This window comes from Acinetobacter puyangensis, assembly GCF_900096995.1.
GTDB classification, from domain to species: Bacteria; Pseudomonadota; Gammaproteobacteria; order Pseudomonadales; family Moraxellaceae; genus Acinetobacter; species Acinetobacter puyangensis.
The window spans coordinates 333,857-351,205 of record NZ_OANT01000003.1; the positions used below are offsets into that span (position 1 = coordinate 333,857).

17 protein-coding genes and 1 pseudogene are annotated in these 17,349 nt (G+C 40.0%); 11 read left to right on the top strand and 7 right to left on the bottom strand.

The genetic code is table 11. From position 1 onward, the window contains the following. Positions 1-40: 40 nt before the first annotated feature. Together CRO21_RS08085 and CRO21_RS08090 are read right to left on the bottom strand one after the other, a co-directional pair. A complete protein-coding gene (locus CRO21_RS08085) occupies positions 41-1,021 on the bottom strand; it encodes a lipase family alpha/beta hydrolase (protein ID WP_097078814.1) in 981 nt (326 codons plus the stop codon). Positions 1,022-1,099: 78 nt separating this feature from the next. Beyond that, complete coding sequence (locus CRO21_RS08090; protein WP_097078815.1) at positions 1,100-2,140, bottom strand: lipase secretion chaperone; 1,041 nt, start codon at positions 2,138-2,140, stop codon at positions 1,100-1,102. Positions 2,141-2,269: 129 nt separating this feature from the next. Between CRO21_RS08090 and truB the strand changes: the two genes are divergently transcribed. The 4 genes from truB (at position 2,270) to yccS (ending at position 6,958) form a co-directional block, all read left to right on the top strand. Continuing rightward, positions 2,270-3,166, top strand: a complete 897-nt coding sequence (gene truB, locus CRO21_RS08095; protein ID WP_097078816.1) for a tRNA pseudouridine(55) synthase TruB — start codon at positions 2,270-2,272, stop codon at positions 3,164-3,166. A gap of 33 nt (positions 3,167-3,199) precedes the next feature. Beyond that, positions 3,200-3,973, top strand: coding sequence for a sulfite exporter TauE/SafE family protein (locus CRO21_RS08100; RefSeq protein WP_097078817.1), 774 nt, complete (start codon positions 3,200-3,202; stop codon positions 3,971-3,973). A gap of 60 nt (positions 3,974-4,033) precedes the next feature. Next, positions 4,034-4,663 carry a TetR/AcrR family transcriptional regulator gene (locus CRO21_RS08105; protein ID WP_097078818.1) on the top strand — a complete coding sequence of 210 codons (630 nt, stop codon included), beginning with the start codon at positions 4,034-4,036 and terminating at the stop codon, positions 4,661-4,663. Positions 4,664-4,807: 144 nt separating this feature from the next. Further along, positions 4,808-6,958 carry a YccS family putative transporter gene (yccS, locus tag CRO21_RS08110; protein WP_097078819.1) on the top strand — a complete coding sequence of 717 codons (2,151 nt, stop codon included), beginning with the start codon at positions 4,808-4,810 and terminating at the stop codon, positions 6,956-6,958. A gap of 12 nt (positions 6,959-6,970) precedes the next feature. Here yccS and CRO21_RS08115 read toward each other — a convergent pair. The 3 genes and pseudogenes from CRO21_RS08115 to CRO21_RS08125 form a co-directional block, all read right to left on the bottom strand. After that, a pseudogene (locus CRO21_RS08115) lies at positions 6,971-7,737 on the bottom strand (nucleotidyltransferase domain-containing protein). A 45-nt stretch (positions 7,738-7,782) separates the two neighbouring features. Next, a complete protein-coding gene (locus tag CRO21_RS08120) occupies positions 7,783-8,085 on the bottom strand; it encodes a hypothetical protein (RefSeq protein ID WP_097078820.1) in 303 nt (100 codons plus the stop codon). Positions 8,086-8,155: 70 nt separating this feature from the next. Continuing rightward, positions 8,156-9,565, bottom strand: coding sequence for an FAD-binding oxidoreductase (locus tag CRO21_RS08125; protein ID WP_097078821.1), 1,410 nt, complete (start codon positions 9,563-9,565; stop codon positions 8,156-8,158). A gap of 90 nt (positions 9,566-9,655) precedes the next feature. Here CRO21_RS08125 and serA point away from each other — a divergent pair, with 90 nt between their 5' ends. Both serA and CRO21_RS08135 read left to right on the top strand, forming a co-directional pair. Continuing rightward, positions 9,656-10,888 carry a phosphoglycerate dehydrogenase gene (gene serA, locus CRO21_RS08130; protein WP_097078822.1) on the top strand — a complete coding sequence of 411 codons (1,233 nt, stop codon included), beginning with the start codon at positions 9,656-9,658 and terminating at the stop codon, positions 10,886-10,888. A gap of 192 nt (positions 10,889-11,080) precedes the next feature. Then, entirely contained in the window at positions 11,081-11,941 is an 861-nt protein-coding gene (locus CRO21_RS08135) for an EamA family transporter (protein WP_097078893.1), read from the top strand. Between the two features lie 41 nt (positions 11,942-11,982). On the opposite strand, the gene CRO21_RS08140 is transcribed toward CRO21_RS08135, so the two are convergent. Further along, a complete protein-coding gene (locus CRO21_RS08140) occupies positions 11,983-12,429 on the bottom strand; it encodes a hemerythrin domain-containing protein (RefSeq protein WP_097078823.1) in 447 nt (148 codons plus the stop codon). 193 nt (positions 12,430-12,622) lie between these two features. Next, positions 12,623-13,795, bottom strand: a complete 1,173-nt coding sequence (locus CRO21_RS08145; RefSeq protein ID WP_097078894.1) for an acyl-CoA dehydrogenase family protein — start codon at positions 13,793-13,795, stop codon at positions 12,623-12,625. 487 nt (positions 13,796-14,282) lie between these two features. Here CRO21_RS08145 and CRO21_RS08150 point away from each other — a divergent pair, with 487 nt between their 5' ends. From CRO21_RS08150 to rrtA, 5 genes are all read left to right on the top strand, one after another. Next, on the top strand, positions 14,283-14,543 hold the full coding sequence (locus CRO21_RS08150) for an FAD assembly factor SdhE (RefSeq protein ID WP_097078824.1): 261 nt from the start codon (positions 14,283-14,285) through the stop codon (positions 14,541-14,543). Continuing rightward, positions 14,540-14,938 (top strand): protein YgfX, encoded by a 399-nt coding sequence (locus tag CRO21_RS08155; RefSeq protein WP_097078825.1) that lies wholly within the window; start codon positions 14,540-14,542, stop codon positions 14,936-14,938. Before CRO21_RS08150 ends, CRO21_RS08155 begins: the two co-directional genes overlap by 4 nt. Positions 14,939-15,146: 208 nt before the next feature. Continuing rightward, positions 15,147-15,278, top strand: a complete 132-nt coding sequence (locus CRO21_RS17800) for a hypothetical protein (protein WP_265734856.1) — start codon at positions 15,147-15,149, stop codon at positions 15,276-15,278. A 218-nt stretch (positions 15,279-15,496) separates the two neighbouring features. Next, on the top strand, positions 15,497-16,669 hold the full coding sequence (locus CRO21_RS08160) for a hypothetical protein (protein WP_097078826.1): 1,173 nt from the start codon (positions 15,497-15,499) through the stop codon (positions 16,667-16,669). Positions 16,670-16,681: 12 nt separating this feature from the next. Continuing rightward, positions 16,682-17,281, top strand: a complete 600-nt coding sequence (rrtA, locus tag CRO21_RS08165; RefSeq protein WP_378234925.1) for a rhombosortase — start codon at positions 16,682-16,684, stop codon at positions 17,279-17,281. Positions 17,282-17,349 lie beyond the last annotated feature (68 nt).

The window sequence follows — 17,349 nt, forward strand, 5'->3', positions numbered from 1 at the left end:
AGGCGCATTTTTTTATGGCTTAAAAGCTATAAATGCTAATTTATAAACCCTGTAACTTAAGGCGATTGGCATGTTGCCGATAGATGGATAAAGGATCTGGTGCAAATAAGCCTCGAATTCCCAAGACTTGATTGACTTCATCCAGATGATTCCATGCATAGTCATCACGAATGGTTTTACCAAACTTGGCACTACAGCGTGAAACCAGTCCATCATTGGCATCCTTAGATGTGGTCAGGCTGGTGATTTGTAAGGCATAGTCGATTGGATCAAGTATATTGGTAAAAGGTTTTATGCCGGTAAAAGAATAGAGATAGATTCCTTTTTCCTGTGCTGCACCATCTCCACAGGCAGTACTTGGAATACCTATGGGGAATTTGCTATTAAAGGTATTAGAACCTGCTGTGGTTAAACTTTTGCCCGCACTTAATGCATCACTTGGAAAGGTGTTTGGATCCAGTGTTTGTGTAAACAAAATGATCTGTGAGAATAGATTGAGAACACCCACCAATGGACCTTCAAGAAGTGTTCCTTCTGCGGATACAACCAGATCGGCAGTACCAGAGCCTTTATGTGGGCCTGCCACTGCGGTTAATGAAGCGACTTTTTCCGGTGCAACACCGGCCACATAACGGATAGTTGGTCCGCCATGACTATGACCAATCAGGTTGACTTTTGCTTGTCCGGTGATGGCAAGGATTTCATCGACCTGTTGTAATAATTGTTCGCCACGGATTTCACTGGAATTCAAGGGGGATACCCGTGTGGTCCATACATTGGCACCATTGCGGGCCAAATCTGGCACAATTTGATACCAGTAATCTAATCCCAGTAGATCTGTACCTACCCGGTTAAAACCCGCCATGCCATGGGCAAAGACCAGTGGATATTTAGTTTTGGCATAGCTTGAGATGACAAAACTACTCTTATATTGTTCTGTATTACTGGCCTGTGCTTGGCTTGCCATGCATGCGGCAGCCAGTGTCAGCCCACTCAAAGCAGTTAAAAATTGATATTTCATATCCAACCTCTATTATTTTACCTATATTATCAATACAAATCCTTGTGTTGACCTATTTTTTAACAGGAATAGTCGCAACTATTCAGCAAATGGTAATGTTCCCCCTTTATCGTGGATCGATTCGAATGTCTGTAAACGCAGTTGTTCCTGTTGGGTTGCGAATTGTTGTGTTTGAAGCTGTGCAATCGCTTGTTGCTTGCCCGACTCACTTAAGCCACTGTTGAGAATAGAATCCCTGTCTGTGAGATATTGGTTGATTCGGCCTTTCCAGTCTTGACGCTCGACATCCAGATGTTCCAGTCGATTGGTTGCATCAGCACCCACCAGATTTAAACGCATCTGATGAAGTTCGTTGGCCGTACCGCCTCGGGCTTTCAGTGCTGCGGTAAGTTGTCTTAAATCTTCCAATACCGAAAGCTGTTGAATGTTTTCCTGCCAGTCTTGCGGTAGATCCTGAAATAGTGCATTTAATTGTTTGGCTTTTTCTGCTTCAGATAATGTGGTTTGTTCTAAAATTGCCATTCGATCTAGTGTGTATTGATCATAAACATTTTGAGTATTGAAAAGACCAGCGATTTCGGCAGTAGAAAAGAATTTTTTGCGTAAATTTTCTGTGGCTGCAAAAATTTCTTTTAAATATTGTGCACTTTGCGGATCGCCAGCGGGTGGTTTTAATTCACCGAGTTGTTTGCGATATTCAATATAGCGTGTCCATAAATCGATAATTTGTGCTAATGCAGGTTGCTGATAACTGTGCTGTGCATAAGCGATAAAACGTGTCTTGATTTCATCCAGATTGGCTTCGCCATATTGTGAAATAAAATATTCAAAACAATCCCGAGTTTGTGCATTAACAATCAGTCGATGACTGGCATCAAGCTGTAATTGACAGTTAATTTCGGTATCTTGCTGGCTCGGGCTTAATACGGGGGCAGTCTGGTGTTGGACAATCTGGCTCGGCTGATTAGCATCATGCGCTTGCTGATCGGATTGAGATGTAGGACTGAATAGCGTTTGCTGGCTATTACTAGGGCGAAGCCAGAAGATAAGCACACTCACGAGCACAAGTATTAACATCACGGTATATAGAAATACAGGGCTGCGCTTTTTACCCGACATACAAACGATCCTTGTTTGAGTCAATTTTTTAATAATTTGCCATAAAAAGTAAGCTGGCGAAAGTAAAATTCGCAAAACAACAGCGCAGATTTGTTACCATAGCCATTCAAAGATGGAAGTCAATTTACCATGTCAAAAAATGTTCGCCGCCATGTCCATGGCGTTTTTCTGTTAAATAAACCTTTGGGGATTAGTTCCAACGCTGCTTTGCAAAAAGTTCGCTGGTTGTATCGTGCGCATAAAGCTGGCCATACTGGTGCACTGGATCCGCTGGCAACGGGATTGTTACCGATTTGTTTGGGTGAAGCGACCAAGTTTTCGCACTACCTTCTTGATGCCAGTAAACGCTACCAGACCACAATTACCCTTGGGCATAGCACCACCACTGGTGATGTAGAAGGCGAAGTATTTGAGCAAGCAGATATTCCATCACTGAATGAAGACATGATTCAGCAGGTATTGAGCCAGTTTACCGGTGATATTTTACAGGTGCCACCGATGTATTCGGCACTGAAAAAAGATGGTCGACCCTTGTATGAACTGGCACGTCAGGGCATTGAAATTGACCGTCCGGCACGTCCAATCACGATTTATCAAATTGAATTATTAGGTTTTAATGAAAATAGTTTAACGCTGGATGTGACCTGCTCAAAAGGGACCTATATTCGGGTACTGGGTGAGGATATTGCCAAAGCACTTGCAACGTTTGGGCATTTAACCTATCTACATCGGGTACAAACAGGGCATTTTGAGTTAAATCCGCAAATGACGATTGACTATCTGGAAAGTCTGCAAGACTCTGAGCGTGATGCATTATTGTTGCCAGCCTTTGCTCCGGTACAAGATTTACCGCGGTTGGAACTTGCCGAAGAACGGGTTAAATATTTCCGTAATGGTCAGGAAAGTAATGTTGATTTTCCAGAAACCGAAGCTGTACTGGTATTTTTTTCTGGACTGTGTCTCGGGCTGGCAAAAGTCAATCAGTATGGACGTTTAATTCCACAACGGGTTTTAAATCTGGCCTAAGATCAGGCGTATGAGTTCAGAATTGAGGTGGTTGTGGATTTTGTAACAGTTATATCTTTGGTATTTTTTGCTTTTGCCGCAGGGCTGATCGATGCTGCGGTCGGTGGTGGTGGTTTGATTCAAATTCCTGCTTTGATGAACTTCTATCCCAATACATCTGCGGCAACCATTTTTGGGACCAATAAACTGGCGGCAATTTTTGGTACCGCAACATCTGCATTTAATTATGCGCGTCGGGTACCGTTTAATTTTAAACTGGTAGGTGTCGTTGCGGTATTTGCCGGTGCATTTTCTCTACTTGGCGCAAATTGTGTCAGTCTATTGCCACAACAGGTATTACGCCCCTTTGTTTTGATCATGTTGATTGCAATTGCCATCTATACTTTTAAACAAAAGCAATTTGGGATTTTGCATCAACAATTTGCGTGGTCTAAAAAAAGCTGTATTCTCGCCATGTTGGGTGCTGCCAGTATTGGATTTTATGATGGAGTGTTTGGACCTGGTACAGGCAGTTTTTTTATCTTCTTCTTTATTCGTTATTTGAGTTTTGATTTTTTACATGCTTCTGCTTTGTCTAAAATGGCAAATCTTACGACTAATTTGGCAGCATTGTCGTTCTTCATTCCTAGCGGGCATATTTTACTGCAACTGGGCTTAATTATGGCGGTTGCCAATATGGTAGGTTCGGTGATTGGGGTCAGAATGGCATTTAAATATGGGACACATTTTATTCGTAAGCTGTTTTTAGCCTTATTGGTCGTTTTGATTGGACGTTTGGCATGGCAAACATTCTCCGATTTTCTCTAAACATCTAACTTTAAAAAATGCTATATTTCAGCATTAAGTCTTTGGGTGTTCGGATGATTTATGAAACTACAACGGCAAGAAATTTATAAGGAAAGAGAGCAACAAATTGTCAGGGTTGCAGAAAATTTACTCTTGGAAAACCAAAATTTTACACTGGATGAAATTGCCAAAGAGCTGGACCTTGCCAAAGGCACACTCTATAAACATTTTTCCAGTAAAAATGAATTATTGATGCATCTGATTATTGAAAATGAAAATAAAGTATTAGAAATATCAAAAAACTATAATCATGATATCAAGGAATATATTCCGCGGTATATGCTTTATCATTTACTTGATCCGAAAAAAACCATTATTTTACATCAGATTGAAGAACATCTGACCATGACGGTATCGCAATCGAGTCTGGCTTTTGATGAGCTGTACCGTGTCCGTCAGGAACGGATTCTGTGTATTCGTGACATGATTGAGCAATATCTTAAAGTGATGAATTATGATATCTCGATTCGTGATTATTCATCTTACGTTTGGTCATTGACCTTTGGTGCAAGCCTGTTACTCAATTCCAGTTTCTATCAACGTTCGATTGGTTCACGTAAGAAACTGATTAATTTATATATCAATCAGGCCTTGGCCTTTCCTCAAAATCAAATTAATACCGACAGCTTTCTGGATGAAGAAATGGCCTAAACCGGACAGATTGTGGATAACTCCTATGTTATACACAATCGGAACGACATCATCTTTGGTCATGACAAAGCATAAATTGACAGACTGAATAAAACAGTTCAGGCTGAGATCATCACAGCAATTGACTTTGCATCGTATTCTATCGTGAATAGTTTAATTCAGTTATTTCAGCAATTTAAATCAAATTCCACCTTGATTTACTGTCTACAGATTTTGATTGTTCTGACAGGGACCACGCTTGGGCTGTATTTTTCCGGCTATGTGGAATGGATTGTTCCGGTCACACTCGGTGCAATTGCTACAGCATTAACAGATTTTGATGATCGCTTGAGTTTGCGCTTACGCAATTTGGGTGTTGTCTGTGTTTTATTTTTTACTGTCAGCACCATTTTACATTTTCTTTATCCTTATAAATTTCTATTTATTGTTTATCTCTCTTTGTCTAGTGCAGCCCTGATTCTAATGGGGGCTTTAGGGCAACGTTACGCAACCATTTCTTTTGGCACCATTCTTTTATCGATTTATACCATGTTTGGTTTGGGCGAATATCATGTCTGGTATTTTCAGCCGTTATGTTTTGTTGCCGGCGTGATCTGGTATGGGTTTACTTCGGTTATTTTCTATTTGATCAAGCCGACACAGGCGGTACAGGATAATCTTTCACAAAGTTTTGCACATATTGCCGAATTATTATTTGCCAAAGCCAAGCTATTTGATCCTGACAATAAGGACAATGTCGAGGCTTTATTGTTTGATTTATCCATTAAAAATGCTGATGTGGTACAAAGTTTTAATCGGACCAAGGCCTCTTTATTGACACGCTTAAAAGCCTCTCGTGCCAATAAACATACCATTTACTGGCTGAATTTATATTTTCTGGCGCAGGATATCCACGAACAGGCGAGTGCCAATTATCTGCATTATGAGCAGATTCAGCACAATTTTAGTCGTACTGATTTAATTTTCCGTATTCAAAAAAATGTGCGATTACTGGGATTGGCATGTCAGGAACTGGCGCAAAGTATTTTGCATGATCAACGTTATCAGCCCAGTATCGATCAAACCAATGCCTTACATAATCTGGAAAGTTCAATGGCTGACTGGATTCGGCAGAATCCACATAATATCGAAGTTAAAAATTTACAGCTGATTTTAAACAATTTAAAAAGTGTGCATGCCGATTTATACAATTTGCAGGATTTATCGCATAGTCAGCAGCAGCGTTATCAGCAACATATTGATAACTTAAATTTGCTCGATGATGATATTCACGATCACCACGATTTATGGCTTAAATTAAAACAACACTTAAGTCCGGAATCTGCATTATTCCGACATGCGGTGCGTATTGCCTTTGTCTTTGCGGTAGGGTCATTGATTTCCTTATTACCGTTTGCCAAAAATGGCTACTGGATTTTATTGACCAGTTTATTTGTTTGTCAGATGCGATACTTTGCCACCAAAAGTCGACTGAAAATGCGTACGCTGGGTACGTTATTGGGGGTGATTCTAGGTATTCCAATTCTGTATTTTGTGCCGAGTGTAGAAGGGCAATTATTCCTTACCATTATTTTTGGGGTATGTTTTTTCTACCTCAGTGCAAAAAAATATGCGATTGCCACTTTGATGGCGACCCTCATGGTACTCTTGATCTTTAACCTTAAAGGGGCAGGCTATGCGGTGATTTTGCCTCGTATTATTGATACCATTCTCGGCTGTTTAATTGCCTGGTTTGCGGTGAATTTTATCTGGCCGGATTGGAATTTTCGAAATATTTCCAACACCATTAAAAAAAGTAGCAAAGCCACTCTGGATTATTTTGATGCAGTGGTGGAGCAATATCAGCATGGCAAAACCAACAGTATTGATTATCGTAAAGCCAGACGTTATGCACATGATGCGCAAACCGAACTGTCTTCGATGATTTCCAGTTTAAGTACCGAACCTAATCCCGATCAGCAATTGATTCATTCTGCATTTCGCTATCTGGTGTATAGTCATAGCCAGTTAAGCTATGTATCGGCATTGGGTAGTGACCGTGAGCGGATCGAGGATCAACAGATTCTGGATTTGATGATTTGGTGTAAAAATACCTTAATCGCAGTATTGCTGGATCAACAGCCTTTGCCAGAACATGAGATCGGTGAGAAATTACAGCAAATTAAGGATTTAAGTACACAGGACAATTTATCTGAACATATGCTTTTGGTACTAAAACAAATCAGTTTATTATTGGAAACTTTACCTGAATTATTAAATCTACGTCGTACCTTACTGGCGTTGGAGATTAAATAATCCTGAAAGAATTTATTTATAAAAATATTCTTTAAGATGAATACTATATTCCGTTAAATACTGCTGTAACTGTTCAGGCTGATGCATTTTTTGCGGTATTGAGTGTGACAGAATTTCAATTTTTTCATTCAATAGGTTTAGAATCAATTGTTGTTCATTTTTAGGCAATTGCGCTTTTTCTTGTTGTTGCTTTTTAATCTCCAGATAATCTTCTGCCCAATGGCGTAAAGGATCCTCTTGATCAACTTGTTCAAATAAATGGGTAATCAATAATTCTGGCATGATGTGCTGCGTTGCCAGTTCTGCCGACATTAAGCCACGAATCGAATAAAATACTTTTTTATAGGTGAAATTCTCCGCAGTCTGCATGACTTTTATGCCACCTTTGGCAAGGGAAATATAGTGATGATATAAAGCACAATAATCAATTTTTTCCAGCAAACCTTTCTTAAACTTTTTTCCCATTCAGGAAAATCATTTAAATAAACGATGTGTGCCCGAACCCATTCCAATACAGTGGGGTTACTTTTTGCCAATAATCCAAACATTTTATCCAGATCATAAGAGACAAAATCAAAGTCACCATCCATAATTTCAATCAGATCACGATGTTTACGATAGTCATAATATTGTGCTTTCGAGGGTAAGTGAAAACCACGCACATCATAATCACTGTCAGGACTTGCCATGCCCCATAGACGACTGCCACTTTCAATATAAAATAGTGGGGTATCATCACGGCATTGGAATAGATTTTGGATTTCTTGATCGATGTTCATTTTAATACCATTGTGCTGAATCTTTAGCCAATTAAATAAAGTAATTTAATTTTGGTGTACAAAATAAATATAACCAATACACTGATTTTTCAAACTATAGACTTCAATTTTTTTAGAAATTAAAAGTTGATCTTCATTAATCATAAAGCTTGCGTAACAATGCAACTGTTCATTTAATATTAAAGGTGAGTGATCAATGAATGAAACTTTAAAAGAGTGATAAAATTCATCAATTTTTACTCTTAACATCATACTGATATATTTAATCGTATCTTCATTCCAATAGTAATCTACATAATCAGCATATAACTGATTTGAACTAAAAGAAATGTAGCCTTCTAAACTCACTTTATATTCCTAAAAATAAAAAACGCATCTATCGATGCGTTTTAGAGATTTATTTTAAATAAATCAACCGTTAAAGATCAAATAATTTCCCAGGATTCATTACGTCATTGGGATCAAAGACTTTTTTCAGGGCTTTCATATACTCGATTTCTTCGGCACTGCGGCTATAACCCAGATAAGGTTTTTTGGTCATCCCCACACCATGTTCGGCAGAAATCGAACCATTGTATTTTTTCACGGTTTCAAATACATATTTATTGACGACCTGACATTTGGCAAAGAATTCATCCTTGTTTAAATCGGCAGGTTTTAAAATATTTAAATGCAGGTTGCCATCACCAATATGCCCGAACCAGCAAATTTCAAAATCCGGATAATTGGCTGTGACGATGTCATCAATTTCCTTGATAAAAGCAGGAACGTGAGTAATTAACACAGAAATATCATTTTTATACGGGATAAAGGGTGCAATCGACTCGGAAATATCTTCACGCAAACGCCACAAGTTATGTAACTGTTCCAGATTCTGGCTCATCACGCCATCAAGTACCCAGCCCTGTTCCATGCAATGTTCAAAAATTTCCATGGCTTTATCCATGATCGGCTCATATGGCGCTTCAAATTCAAGCAATACATAGAAGGGGCATGCGGTTTCAAATGGACGTTGTACATGGCCGTTATCCAGCACTTTTTGCATGGCAAGTTCACCAAAGAACTCAAATGCAGTCAAATCAATTTTGCTTTGAAAAGCATGTAGAATCGGCATGATGGCATCAAAATCGGGAACACCGAGCACCAGCACCTGTAAATCATGTGGTTGTCGTTCCAGTTTTATTTCTGCTTCGGTGACAATACCCAGTGTACCTTCACCGCCGATGAAGAGATGTTGCAAGGCATAGCCAGTGGCATTTTTAATCATGCCTTTATTGAGATGCAAAATATCACCTTTACCAGTGACAACGGTTAAACCCAGAATCCAGTTACGGGTCATGCCATATTTAATTACTTTAATTCCACCGGCATTGGTACCGATATTGCCACCTAACTGGCTAGAGCCACTTGAGGCAAAATCAACCGGATAATAAAAGCCTTGTTCTTCGGCATAATTTTGCAATTGTTCGGTGATCATGCCTGCCTGAATATGGACCATGCGATCGGCTGGATAAAAATTTAGTACTTTATTCATGCGATCCAAACTAATTACCATCTCGCCATTGGCTGCAACAGCACCCGCTGATAAACCGGTACGCCCACCCGATGGGGTAATGGCAATATGGTATTGATTGGCAAGTTTGACTAATTCGGCAACTTCCTCAGTAGTGGCTGGAAACACCACAACAGAAGGGTTTGGGTCGAAATGCTTGGTATGGTCTTTGCCCCATGTCATCAAGCTATCATGGTCGGTTTTGACACGTTGTTCACCAACAATGCTACGAATCGAGGTTAAAAAATCTTCAGAGATATGGACTGGGGCATTCATGACGTATGAACCTAATAACAATTAAACAAGTTATGAGCAATATGTTATCATACTGCGACTAAATAATTTGGCCTTTGTAGCGGAGCCGTAATGAGCCAACATCTTTCACTTCCAAAAGATAAAATCCGTTTCTTGTTATTAGAAGGCGTTCATCAAAACGCTATTGATACTTTAAACGCTGCGGGTTATACCAATATTGACTATCGTAAAACTGCACTTGAAGGCGAAGCTTTAAAAGAAGCTGCTAAAGATGCACATTTTATCGGTATTCGTTCACGTACTCAACTGACCGAAGAAGTCTTTGAGGCGGCAAATAAATTGATCGCTGTGGGTTGTTTCTGTATCGGGACCAATCAGGTGAATTTAAATGCTGCGATGATTCGCGGTATTCCGGTATTTAATGCACCGTATTCCAATACCCGTTCGGTGGCCGAACTGGTACTTGCAGAAGCGATTCTGTTATTGCGTCGTGTTCCGGAAAAATCTACAACCACGCATGCGGGTGGTTGGGAAAAATCTGCGGTCGGTTCATTTGAAACCCGCGGTAAAACTTTGGGGATCGTTGGTTACGGTTCAATCGGTTCACAGCTTTCTGTATTGGCAGAAAGTCTGGGTATGAAAGTGATTTATTATGATGTGGTGACCAAATTACCGCTTGGTAATGCACGTCAAGTGGGTTCATTGGGCGAATTGCTTGCCAATGCCGATGTAGTAACCCTGCATGTGCCTGATGTACCATCTACACGTAATTTCTTTACCAAAGATCAATTTGCGCAAATGAAAGAGGGTGCAATCTTCATCAATGCTGCGCGTGGTACTTGTGTGGTGATTGAGGATTTGGCTGATGCGATTAAATCTGGTCATTTGGCCGGCGCGGCAGTCGATGTATTCCCGAAAGAACCAAAAGCCAACGGTGAAGAGTTCCAATCACCATTGCGTGGTTTGGCAAATGTGATTTTAACCCCGCATGTTGGTGGTTCGACCATGGAAGCGCAAGCCAATATTGGTCTTGAAGTTTCTGAGAAATTTGTTGCTTATTCTGATAAAGGCATGACCTTATCGGCAGTCAACTTCCCGGAAATTGCCTTACCATTGACCGAAGGCAAACACCGTTTATTACACATCCACAAAAATATTCCGGGCGTACTGTCTAAAATCAATAGTCTATTCGCCGAGCATGGCATCAACATTTCCGGTCAGCAATTGATGACTCGTGGTGATGTTGGTTATCTGGTGATGGATGTTGATGCATCTGCTTCACAAGAAGCGTTGGATACCTTACACAATGTTGAAGGTACAATTCGCGTGCGTGTATTGTTCTAAATACTTTTATATGCTGTTTCAGCTAAAAATATTTGTACTTAAAACCATCTGATCTCTGGATCAGGTGGTTTTTTAATTTGAGTTATTGACACTGAAAATAACAGGCAATTTCGATATACTGCATCAAAATATTGTGGCGTTAAATATTGTGACGATTAAAATTCTGTGAATACCTCCCATCAATTTGTTGCCATGTTGTGTATGCTGGTTTCCATGCTGGCATACCAGCTCAGTGCTTCCTTTGCAAAATATTTATTTACGGTGCTTGATCCCACTTCGGTAACGGTATTACGTTTATGCTTTGCCAGTATTTTTGTCGGGTTGATGCTGCGTTCATGGCGTATTTTTGTCAAATTAAAATATATGCAATGGCGTAACTTGTTGTGTTATAGCTTTGCTCTGGGCTGTATGAACATGATGTTCTATCATGCTCTGGTGTTATTGCCACAAGGGATTGCAGTCGGTCTGGAATTTGTCGGACCGTTAGGTTTGGCGTTGTTTGCCGTGCAAAAGAAAAGCGATGTGATTTGGGTCATCTTTGCCATGATTGGTGTGGTTCTGCTGATGCCATGGTCGGGTCATGATAATATTTCATGGCTCGGCGTGGTATTGGCGCTGGGTGCTGGTTTTTGCTGGGCATTGTATATTTATTTTGGACAAAAAGTGATTCGGCAAAATTTAGGCATGCATAGTTTGACGTTAGCCATTGGCCTTGCTGCACTGATCTGGTTACCTGTAGGTTTGTGGAATAATGCGCAGGGAGTTTTAAATATACAGTATTGGGGATATGCTGCTGTGCTGGCAATTTTGGCGACTTCAATTCCGTATGCACTGGATTTATACGCATTAAAATATCTAAATCGGCTGAGTTATGGCACATTTACCAGCCTGTCTCCGGCAGTGGCTGCGCTGGCCGGATTGTTATTATTAAATGAGCATTTATCTGCATTACAATGGTTTGCTTTATTTTGTATTATGCTGGCTTCGATTGGTATAAGTATCAGAAATTATTATCAAACACCAAAACAAGGGGAAAGCGGATCAACTACATGACATGTTCGAGAACAGTCATGTAGCGTTTGCGTGAAAATTAATCAAGCTTCGGCAAGATATTTCTCATATTCCTGTAAGTATTTTTTTGCCAGTTTTTCCTTTTCACTATCATCAAGAATTTTCCCTGCCTGCTGAAAAAAACCGTGTTCTTCTTCCTTTAAATGATGATGAACCACACCGGCCAATTGTTTGGCAATGGCTAACCAGCCGGTATTGCTAAATTCAGTTTGCTCCAGTTTTTCCACCAACTCATCCATTTCGTGATGTTCGGCCAGCGCATGACGTGAGATATCCAGCCCGGTATCATTGAACATCAAAGGAATATACAAATAACGATCTTCTGCAACGGAATGAGCATAGAGTTCATGTTTAAGTGCGGTAAAAACCTTGTGTCGTTCTGTGGTATCACCATGGGTTTCAACCAGTTTGTCACACAGGTCACGTTGGCGCTCGTGGCTCTCTCGTAAGGCTTCAAATATTGTCGTCATTATGTTGTTCTCGCTTATGGCTAAAAATTAAAATGGCTTTAAGCAAATCATTCATTTTGCAATGATTTAATTATAAGTATAAAAAATAATCGACATTAGTGGTGTATAGCAGTTACATCATTTATGTTAATGGCTGGTTATCAATGGATAACAGTGGTTTAGCGTGGCGATGATGACCACCGCCACATTAGGATTATAGACTGCGAGAAATCAATTCTTTCATGATTTCATTGGTCCCTGCATAAATACGATTGGCCCGATTGTCGATATAGGCCCGGGCAATTGGGTATTCCAGCATATAGCCATATCCACCATGTAACTGCACACATTCATCAACAACTTTGGAATACATCTCGGAAATCTTATACTTTGCTGCTGCGGCGGCTTCCACTGTAAGTGTGCCTTCCAATTGGAGCTGCATACAGCGATCCAGATAAGCCCGACAAAAGTCAATTTCGGTACGCAGCTCGGCCAATTTAAAACGGGTGTTTTGAAAGGTGGCAATCGCTTTGCCGAATGCCTTGCGGTCTTTGGTATATTGTACCGTATGGGCAAAAGCTGCTTCTGCACCGGCTTGACAGATAATGGCAACAATCATGCGCTCCCAAGCCAGCTCTTTCATGAGCATAATAAAACCCATACCTTCGCTGCCGAGTAAATTTTCTTTGGGAACACGTACATTATCGAAAAACAGTTCACAGGTATCCTGTCCTTTCATGCCAACTTTTTTTAATGGTTGCCCCTTACTAAAGCCTGCACGGTCCGCTTCGATAATGAATAAGGATAAATTGGCAGCGCCTTTCTCATGGTTGCCGGTTTTACAGACCACGATCGCCATGTCACAGAGATAGCCGTTGGTAATAAAGATTTTTGAACCATTAATCACATAATCATCGCCATCGAGTACAGCACTGCTTCGTACTGCTTGTAAGTCTGATCCAGTGCCGGGTTCGGTCATGGCGATGGCAGTAATTACCTCGCCTGTGGCCATTTTGGGTAACCAATTTTGCTTTTGGCTTTCGTTGCCAAAATTATAAATATAATTGGCGACAATATCGGAATGTAAGGAAAATCCAGTACTTGAATCCATGGCATAGGCTTGTTCTTCAATCAGAATCATACTGTAAAGACGATCTACACCAGAACCACCATATTGTTCAGGCATGGTGGTACATAATAAGCCTAATTCACCTGCCTTGTTCCATAGATTACGATCAACATGTTGCTGTTGTTCATATTTTTCGATGTGCGGCACCACTTCTTTTTGATAGAAGCGACGTACAGTTTCACGGAAGGCATCATGTTCCGGATCGAATAGATGACGAGGCAACATATTGGCAAGTGGGCGAATCATTCCATCAGACATTGTTTTTTCCTGTATCGATATAAGCGCATATTGAATTGCAGTAAAAAATACTTTGTTGTCTGCTGCAATATGCGGATTGCTCAATTTATTTTTTTTATTGGTAACTTTTGCCAAAATGAGATTAGGGTCTGTTGACATTTCGTCTATGATTGCGACAGTAGTTGTTTTTTAGGCAATACAAGGCATGAATAGTGAAATTTAGTTATTCTAAATAAACTATTCATAACGTAGTAGTGTCAAAAAACAACCCTGTCCCAAAGGGTTGTGGCTAAAATTCCCCCATACGTCGTTACAAAGCTCGACAAGGGAATAGCCATTGCCTTCGCTTTGTGCCTAGTCTGAAGAAATTTTAGCCTACAACGCAATCTATTTATCAAATGTCAACAGACCCTATTTTATGCCTTAACTATTTTTAAGATTTAACTAGAGAAGAGAAGCATGCTTGCGTTACAATTCAAATTGCTATGTATGGTCAAGGAATAATAGGATGTCGTACGAACCTACTCTGGAAGAGCGCAAGGTCATTTATCGTTCTCGACGTGGTTTAAAAGAGCTCGATATTTATTTTGATCCTTATGTCAGAAATCATTATCTTACTGCATCAAGTGAAGAGAAAGCCTTATTTGCCGAGCTTATTGAGCAGGAAGATCCGGATTTACTGGATTGGTTTATGATGGTTGATGAACCGCCGAAGCCAGAATTAAAAGCACTCATTATTAAACTGAAAAAACAATTGCATGAGCAATGAGCTATCAACTTTTATATTTTCACTTAAGACCAAGCCTGCTAAAATTTTTTCTGCACAGCGTGGTATTGCTGTGTTTTGTCGTATTGGCTGCAATGATGTTACAGTCAATACTACTTTACGCTGCGATAGCCATATTGCTGGCGCTGGTATATGTATGTCGCGATAAAAATCAGATCGCTCAACTGGCATATCTGAGCGATGATATCTGGACCCTGCAACTGCAATCCAAGACTTGTCTGCCCATGCAGTTAAGCGCTGTACAGCAGTTGGGTTATTTTATGTTTTTACATTTTGTTGATGAAGATGGGCAACAATCACGATCCATCTGTATTGCCCGTGATCAGTTGAATTTAAAACAATGGCAGATGTTGAAACGTTTTATTTATTTAAGATAAATTATATTCCCCATTTTTTTGTTCAACAAAAAGCTGTTTTAAATAATATAAGAATTTGAATTTTAAGCATTAAAATATATTGTCTAACAATTTATTTAACCATTAATCGCCTTTAAAAAATTGTCAAACAAAACTGGGGGTTTCATCGATAAATATTGCTATGTTAGTTCATACATCAACTGAGATGTTTTTCTATTGGAGGTATAACATGGTGATTCCTACCTATGCATTTCTTGCAATCGCGATTGTTTTAGCCATTGTCATTGGCCGTGCTGGAACAATTTTAAGAGAAAGTATCACACATGAAATGAAAAAATCACGTCGTGAAAAGTTTCTTTAAGCTTTATTCATCTCTCAAATCCATACAAGCCTATTCTCCCATAGGCTTGTTTTTTATTAAAAAAGAATAAAAAATTAGCAGCAGTCATGGGACGTTGTCAGGCGATTGACTTTATTGCGCAGAATTTCTGGCAAAGTGGTCTTTTCATGCGCAATACTCTTTGTTAATGTGTGATAAAAGGACATTCATCAAGAAACGATTAGATAGAGGACGTCTACATGTCTAAAGTCCAAAAAATGTGCCAAGGTGTGGCGCTTGCTGTGACAACGATAGTTACTTTTTCGGGTTGTTCATATGTGGTCAAAACCGGTGCAAATGTAGGTTTGGGTTTTGCAGAAAATCATATTGTTCCGCCTATTCTGGCGATGGACGATGCCGATATGGTCTGTGCAACGGGTAATTCCTTGACACCGGCAATTATGTCAACTAAAGATATGGGTGCAGACCCAACCCGTATGGCGGTATTAATGTATTCTGCTGCGGGTTTGTGTGCAGAAAGTCATGCACTGGAATCCGAGTTACGTTATATTCGTTCTTCTAAGGTCGGCAATGTCACAGAGGCACAGGATGCCAGAGTGGAACAAAAGCGCTGGGCTGCTTTGGCGGCCAAACGTCAATATAGTGGTTACTTGCTTTTTGCCGAAACGTGGGAAAGTAAATATCGTTTTAAACTGGGCGAATCTTGTCCAAGTATGAAAAAAGATCTGGATAAAACAGTTTATTTGCTCGGTATGTTAAGTGGATTACAGGCCGTAACCAATGATATTAATTCTGGTGGTCAGGTCAATGTTCCCAAGGATATTGCGGCGATTGTTGAGCGCGGAATGGCCTGCCTGGATAATACCCAGTTCTGGGGCGCACCGAATGCAACACGTGCGGTGATCTGGACACTGTTACCGGGGGCTGGAGATAACAAACCCGAACCTTATCAAACCTTAAAACAATCTATGCAGTTGGGTGAACGTGGCGGCGTACGCTTATCACATGCTTTATATGCAGTTGCTGCACAAGCCAGCGGTGATAATGCCCGGATTCGTGACGCTTTACGTAGCTATGGTCAATCTCTTGGTGAGGATAAAGCTGTTAATCCAGATTATCGTTTACTAAATACTATGGCTGGTTTGATGGTTCGTGCTATTGCCGACCGCTACTGGACTGAAAATACTGGCGTGCGTATGACCGATGACAGTGGTTATACGACCTTTTGGGATGAAACACCTGATGATGGTTTAGGCGGTCTTGGCATTGATTTATTCGGTGATGATACATCGACACCCGCTTCAGATGAAACACCAATAGAAGAAGCGCAGGAAGCGCCAGAAATTGATCAGGACCAAAGTCAGGATTCTGAATCCGATCAATCTATTGATCAAGAATCCGAAGCACCTTGATGTTGTTAAAATATGATGTCTGTTGAACAACACCATAAAATACGCTTTATTGCAGCAAGTATCATCCTTGCTGCAATGCTTCAAATCAAACCTGAATGGTTTATCTATTCAAAATTTGAGATGTTATCGCAACCTTGGCGGTTTTTGACAGCGCATTGGGTCCATGTTGGATGGATGCATTATTTGCTGAATATGATTGCTTTTGTCTGCTTACCTTTTATTTTTCCGAAAATTAAAACCTCAATATTGTTAGGTCTGGTAATTTTATTACCTTTAGTGCTCAGTTTAATTTTTTATTTTGCTTATCCGAATATTGAACTGTATGCAGGTTTTTCCGGTGTATTACATGGTTTGTACTGTATGGCTGCACTGGTCAGTCTAAATGATGGTAAAGAGCGTGGTTTTGCACTTTTGATCTTGTTCGGTTTAATCATCAAGTTGCTGTGGGAAGCGATTGTGGGTGAGTTATCCGCAACAGCACGTTTAATTGGCAGTCCTGTATTGATTGAAGCGCATCAGTTGGGCGTTGGAATCAGTGTATTGTTATTTATTCTTTTGATGATATTTAAAAATAAAAACCCCAAAATAGATTCTAGGCAATTGACTAAATAATTTTTGTAAAGTGCTTTTAAAGCTATTTTTTTAAGGTTTGATTTAAGGCAGAGTGAGCGTAGGCATAT